General features: G+C 56.6%; 6 protein-coding genes. 1 reads left to right on the top strand and 5 read right to left on the bottom strand.

Annotated features, from left to right (window positions below; genetic code table 11):
- The 5 genes from H0485_RS14660 to H0485_RS14640 all read right to left on the bottom strand — a co-directional run.
- Window positions 1-423 (bottom strand): transposase (locus H0485_RS14660; protein ID WP_226936687.1); only part of this gene is annotated, 423 nt, incomplete at its 3' end.
- A 551-nt stretch (window positions 424-974) separates the two neighbouring features.
- On the bottom strand, window positions 975-1604 hold the full coding sequence (locus tag H0485_RS14655; RefSeq protein ID WP_226936686.1) for a hypothetical protein: 630 nt from the start codon (window positions 1602-1604) through the stop codon (window positions 975-977).
- Window positions 1604-2569, bottom strand: a complete 966-nt coding sequence (locus H0485_RS14650) for an MvdC/MvdD family ATP grasp protein (protein WP_226936685.1) — start codon at window positions 2567-2569, stop codon at window positions 1604-1606. The genes H0485_RS14655 and H0485_RS14650 overlap by 1 nt, the downstream gene beginning before the upstream one ends.
- Window positions 2566-2943 (bottom strand): hypothetical protein, encoded by a 378-nt coding sequence (locus H0485_RS14645; RefSeq protein ID WP_226936684.1) that lies wholly within the window; start codon window positions 2941-2943, stop codon window positions 2566-2568. Before H0485_RS14645 ends, H0485_RS14650 begins: the two co-directional genes overlap by 4 nt.
- A gap of 616 nt (window positions 2944-3559) precedes the next feature.
- Window positions 3560-3871, bottom strand: a complete 312-nt coding sequence (locus tag H0485_RS14640; RefSeq protein ID WP_226936683.1) for an ETC complex I subunit — start codon at window positions 3869-3871, stop codon at window positions 3560-3562.
- A gap of 139 nt (window positions 3872-4010) precedes the next feature.
- Between H0485_RS14640 and uvrB the strand changes: the two genes are divergently transcribed.
- On the top strand, window positions 4011-6200 hold the full coding sequence (gene uvrB / locus H0485_RS14635; RefSeq protein ID WP_290427257.1) for an excinuclease ABC subunit UvrB: 2190 nt from the start codon (window positions 4011-4013) through the stop codon (window positions 6198-6200).
- Window positions 6201-6204 lie beyond the last annotated feature (4 nt).

The raw sequence follows: 6204 nt of genomic DNA, 5'->3' as shown, positions 1-6204 counted from the left end.
TCGACCGCGGTCCTGAAAGACCAAGCTCCGCACGACGCCACCCCCGCCGCTGCCCCGCAGTTTGCGGTGCTGGGCAACAGCTCCCTTTTGCCTCAGGAGCCGAGAATTCCATAAGACAAGCTCCGCCATCGCAAAATACGCTGACGCCTTGCGCAAGATCTCATTCGCTTGGGGCAGTTCGCGGTTCTCGCGCTCCAGGGCCTTCATCTTCTCGGCCATCTCGCTCGGAATACCCGCGCGTTTGCCGCTGTCGACCTTGGCCTTTTTGACCCAATCGTTCAGCGTGTTGGCCGAGCAGCCGATCTTGGCAGCGATCGAAACGATCGCCTGCCAGCGAGACCCATGCTGCGCCTCGTTGTCGAAAACCAGGCGCACGGCGCGGTCACGCACTTCAGGGGAAAACTTGTTCGTTGTTTTGCTCATGATGCTCCACCTTACTCAGGAGTTGGAGCCGGCAAACTCGGTGCGGTTCAGCCTCGGACTCAAGGTCAGCTCTGGGCGGAGAGCTGCCTGTGAGGTTGCGGCGAGGGATTTGCAGCAATCTTTGCCGAAGCTGCCGTTCGGACGGGCCGCAGTCAGATCACAGTCTGATTAGATATGACGAGAGGTTCTTAACAGTTGAGTGCCAGCATAGCCTGCTGCGGTTTTATGCACAGCTTGTTAAGTTCGGATAGCGCGGGCCCTATTGGCGCGTTGCGGTCAACTTACAGCTTAACCTTATGCTTAGCCGGCAGAAAGGCAGAGAGCCACCTATGTAATTGCGGCATCACTGCATACGATCTTGCGGTGGAAACCCGAAGGCTGGCACCAAATCTGGTGTGGCCAGATAATAGCGGCGCTAACAGGCTGCATCCACCGCTAACCGAGCTACGAACCTCGTGGGCAGCCGAGGGGTTCGCCTCGTAAACGCGCCCGGCAGGCAAGCACTTCGACACTATTTTGCTTATGGACCGCCTACCGTCGGTCGCTAAAACTCAAGGACCGCAGATTGCTGCGCTGAGCAAGCTCCCGATCTCTACGAGGCGGGGAAGCAGCACGACGAAAAAAAGGGCAGCGAGAAGAAATCCCGACATAAGCAGCATGTGGCTATGCGTTACCCGGACATAGCTAACCTTCTGATTTACGCTGGATCTGTCATGCCTCACTGACTTCAGAATTTCCTTGATGATATACTCCTCGTCGAGTTTGCGATCTGCCTTACCAACAAGATCTCCCACGTCGACACGATGAAATGCCTGAACTCTCAAAGAACGGAATGCACTAGAAAAAGCGCCAAATGCATAGATGATCGAAATCACCATGCAGACGAAAGCTGCGACATCGTAATATCTCTCGAATTTCAGAACGCCGAGAATGCCGTCCTTTCCCGTTAATGAGATTATCACGGGAACGATCGCGAGCAGTGCGGCTAAATAGATCTGGCTTTTGGTTTCAGCGGAAGATTTGCGGGCAGTCTCCTTGTCTCGAAGCCGCCTCGCCTCTTCTAGGAACGCCGCAGTGTTATTGGTCCACACTGTGTTATTGATTTCCGAGATGTCGGAATCGAGGGTCTCATCTTTCGGCCATGCGCCAACATGGGGCCATATCGCATTACAAACGCCCATCAGCACATCTTCACCATGCTATCCACAATGGACGCCGCGATTGGCAGCCCCGTTCTATTTTCGATCCACGCCCACTGACCGTTAGGGTTGCACTCGAGAAACCAAATCTTACCATTCGGGTCGACGACAAGATCAATAGCACCGAATCTCAGATCAAGCCTCCTCACGATTTCACGGCACTGCTCAGCGACGCTTTCATTCAGATCAAACGCGCGGTGCTCCAGATCAACGATTGCGCTATGTCGCCAATCTATCCGTGTTTTCTCGAATTCTTGCGATAAGATTTGAACCGAAAAAACGTTGTCCTGCACAACGGTAATTCTTAGATCAAATGCTTTGGGGATCTTTCTTTGGAAAATTACCGGCACAGAGCGAAGGCGATCAAGCTCGACGTCTTCGAAGGAGTTAATCTCTGAAGTGAATATAACGCGTCCTGGGCCTTCACCTTCTTCCAGCAGAGATTGCTTCATCGGCTTTGCAACCACCTCGCCATTAGAGAATAGCTCGCGCAACTTCTCAACGTCATTCGTTATCACGGTATCCGGAATATTGAATCCAACATCCTGCGCCAACCTTAATTGCCTTGGCTTGTCCTCGGCCAAAACAATACTGTTTGGATGGTTGAACCATCTGCTCCCGACTTCGAGATACATAGATCTGAGAAAATAGCTCCACTCCTCCCTGATGTAGAGATGAGATGAGGGTTTCCCGCCATTTTTATTGATCTCTGGCGGCAGAGGCCTACGAAAATAGGCGGATTTTATCACGCCAAGGTCGCACATTCGTCCATCAAACTCAAACATAGTTCCCGGGCCCACCCTAAAGGTTACCGACAACTTTTCCACGTCCTCGGCATTCAACCGGATGAATGGCAGGTTTCTCCTCTTGAACTCGCGAACGATATAATCTGAAGTTATATCAGACTTGTTGGTTACAATCAGGAACTGCGGCAGCATTGTCTTCATATGAACATGCCGGAGATGCTGGGAGAGGTATCATCATGCTCAAGCTGAGCCTCGGTCTTCGTTGCCATCTCCAGCACGAAACTTGTAGAGGTGTCATCCTGTTCGCGGGTCGTATCCGTCTTCGTCTGCAGCTCCACGATTGAGCTGAAGGCTAGCTGATCATCTGATTCCCGCTGGCTATTGGTCTTCGTAGCCAACTCCAGAGGAAGATCGTGCGCGCTGATCAATGGCGCTTCATCTCCATTCTCACCGACGACCCACATTTCAAGCGTCGGATCATAGTGACCCGGCGTAGGATCGGAGAGAATTCGTGGCGACGCATATGCGGTGAGAAAAGGCTCAACATAAGAATTGACCTTTGATTGGTTCGGCACCCCCAACGCTCCTTATAAGCTCTTCAGGTTTTCATATATGTGCCCATATGAAGTCTTGGCACAGCGATTGTCAAAGCTCGTATGGCGTGGGCTCGTCAAAAAGCGAGCGGGCAAAAGCGGGTCATATTGCGGACGAACTCAGCCGGTCGGAGATAGCTCAGAGCGACCCGTCAAGAAGAGTTGCCTGATCTACAGGGCCGCCACTGCCGATATCGCTGCCACCGAGTTGGATACTTTCGAGGTAACAAGGACCCTGAAATACGCATCCACGCCTCCGCACGTCAGTGCACCTAGCAGAAGATGATCCCATCGGATCAGTTTTGGGGCGAGATTCGTTTTCCTCTGCCGCACCTGTAAACGGTAACTTTGTCCCGCATAGCTGACCGGGCGGTGCGGTCCGGCCGCTTCAAGCCTGAGCGGCGGCTTTCGGGCGTGCGGCGGGCACCATGAGCGATGGACGATCGGCAGCTTAGGGCCGAGACAGGACGTTGCGACAAACGCAAAAGCCGCCCAAAGGGGCGGCTTCAATCATTTCAATCACTTACCAAAACTTTGGTCCGAGCGGTGCGATCTTTGCCCCTGGCCGGCAGCAACTATGCCCGGATCTACACAAAACTCAGTGCGTCCAGGGGGTGCGGCGGTCGGTGGCGAAGTTTTCGCCATAGCCGCGCGGGCGGATATTAGGCTGGCGCGGCTTCGGCTCGACCACGGTATAGCTGATCGCATGGGCCTCGGCATAGGCTTCGGCCTCTTCGCGGGTCTCAAAGCGCAGGCGCACCTGGGTCTGGGTATCGCTGCTCGAGGTCCAGCCCATCAGCGGATCCACCTCGCGGGCCGAGCCCTGAACAAATTCGAGGAGCCAGTGTTGCGTCCGGGCGGTTCCCGATTGCATGGCATTGCGGGCAGGCTGATAGATACGGGCGCGCATGAGTCTCTCCGGTCTGACAGACCTTCTCTTCCTTCATTCGCAGCCTGTTTTCAAGCCCGGGCCCGGCTTTGTCGCCATGCCCCCTTGAACCGGAACAAAAACAGATCAGATTAGCTGTACCCCCGCCTGAGGCTGAGACATGCATAATAACGCGCCCGATCACCTGCCCGATATTGCCCATATCACCCCCACCCGGCGCGAAAAGCTCGAAGGGGGCAAGCGCTTCGTCATGCAGACCCCCTTCACCCCGGCCGGGGATCAGCCCGCCGCCATTGCCGAGCTGAGTTCGGGCATCCGGGACGGGGAACGCGATCAGGTGCTGCTCGGCGCCACCGGAACCGGCAAGACCTTCACGATGGCCAAGGTGATCGAGGAAACCCAGCGCCCGGCGATCATCCTGGCGCCGAACAAGACCCTGGCCGCGCAGTTATATGGCGAATTCAAAGGCTTCTTCCCCGATAATGCCGTTGAGTATTTCGTAAGCTATTATGATTACTATCAGCCCGAGGCCTATGTCGCGCGCACCGATACCTTTATCGAGAAGGAGAGCCAGATCAACGAAGCCATCGACCGGATGCGCCATTCGGCGACCCGGGCGCTGCTCGAGCGTGACGATGTGATCATTGTCGCCTCGGTTTCCTGCATCTATGGTATCGGCTCGGTCGAGACCTATTCGGCCATGAGCCAGGATCTCGTCCAGGGCCAGTTTTATGACCAGCGCAAGGTGATCGCTGAACTGGTCGCACAACAGTATCGCCGCACCGATATGGGGTTCCAGCGCGGCGGATTCAGGGTGCGCGGCGATGTGATCGAGCTCTGGCCCGCCCATCTTGAGGACCGGGCCTGGCGCTTTTCCTTCTTTGGGGAAGAGCTTGAATCAATTACCGAATTTGACCCTCTGACCGGGGCAAAGACCGGCAGCTACAGCCAGATCCGGATCTATGCCAACAGCCATTACGTCACGCCACGTCCGACCATTGCCCAGGCCATTCAGGGTATTAAGAACGAGCTGCATCAGCAGCTGAAATATTTCAATGAGGCAGGCAAACTGCTGGAGGCACAGCGCCTTGAGCAGCGCACGCGTTTTGACCTTGAGATGCTCGAGGCGACCGGGGTCTGCAACGGTATCGAGAATTATTCACGCTATCTGACCGGTCGTGCCCCGGGAGAGCCACCGCCGACACTGTTTGAGTTCATCCCCGATAATGCCATTGTTTTTGCGGATGAATCCCATGTTTCCGTGCCACAGATCGGCGGCATGTATCGCGGCGACTTCCGGCGTAAATCGGTGCTGGCCGAACATGGTTTCCGCCTGCCCTCCTGTATGGACAACCGGCCACTGAAATTTGAGGAATGGGATGCGATGCGCTCGCAGAGCGTCTTTGTCTCGGCCACCCCTGCGGCCTGGGAAATGGAACAGGCCGGGGGCGTTTTTGCCGAACAGGTGATCCGCCCGACCGGATTGCTGGATCCGGTGATTGAGATCCGCCCGGTCGAAATGCAGGTCGATGACCTGCTCGATGAGGTGCGGCGGGTCTCGGCGCGCGGCTTGCGGACCCTGGTCACCACTCTGACCAAGCGCATGGCCGAGGATCTGACCGAATATCTGCACGAACAGGGCATCCGGGTGCGCTATATGCATTCGGATATCGACACGATTGAGCGGATCGAGATCCTGCGCGATCTGCGGCTCGGCACGTTTGATGTGCTGATCGGCATTAACCTGTTGCGCGAAGGGCTCGACATTCCCGAATGCGGCCTGGTAGCCATTCTCGACGCCGATAAAGAGGGTTTCCTGCGCTCGGAAACCTCGCTGATCCAGACCATTGGCCGCGCCGCGCGCAATGTGGAAGGCCGGGTGATCATGTATGCCGATAAGATCACCGGATCGATGCAGCGCGCCATGGCCGAGACCGACCGGCGGCGCGAGAAGCAGATCGCCTATAATCAGGCGCATGGCATCACGCCGCAGACCGTGCAGAAGAATGTCGAGGATGTGCTGGCCGGGCTGTGGCAGGGCGACACTGATCAGTCGCGCATCACGGCGAAGGTCAGCCAGCCGATGGTCGGAGAAAACCTTGCGGCGCATCTTGATGCGCTGCGCGCTGCCATGCGCAAAGCGGCCGAAAATCTGGAATTTGAGGAAGCCGCCCGGCTGCGCGATGAGGTCAGACGCCTTGAGGCGGTGGAACTGGTGGTGGCCGATGATCCGATGGCGCGACAGGCGGCGGTCGAAGAGGCGGTGGAGGAGGCCGGCCGCGCCTCTGGCCGCTCGACCGCGGGCCGTGCCGGACAGCGCGGCGGCACCAAACGCAGCCGCAAGCGCTGATCGG

It is taken from the genome of Pseudogemmobacter faecipullorum (assembly GCF_020539525.1).
Taxonomy (GTDB): Bacteria; Pseudomonadota; Alphaproteobacteria; order Rhodobacterales; family Rhodobacteraceae; genus Pseudogemmobacter; species Pseudogemmobacter faecipullorum.
The sequence above is the reverse complement of the archived record's forward strand: the minus strand, read 5'-3'. Positions and strand labels throughout refer to the sequence as shown.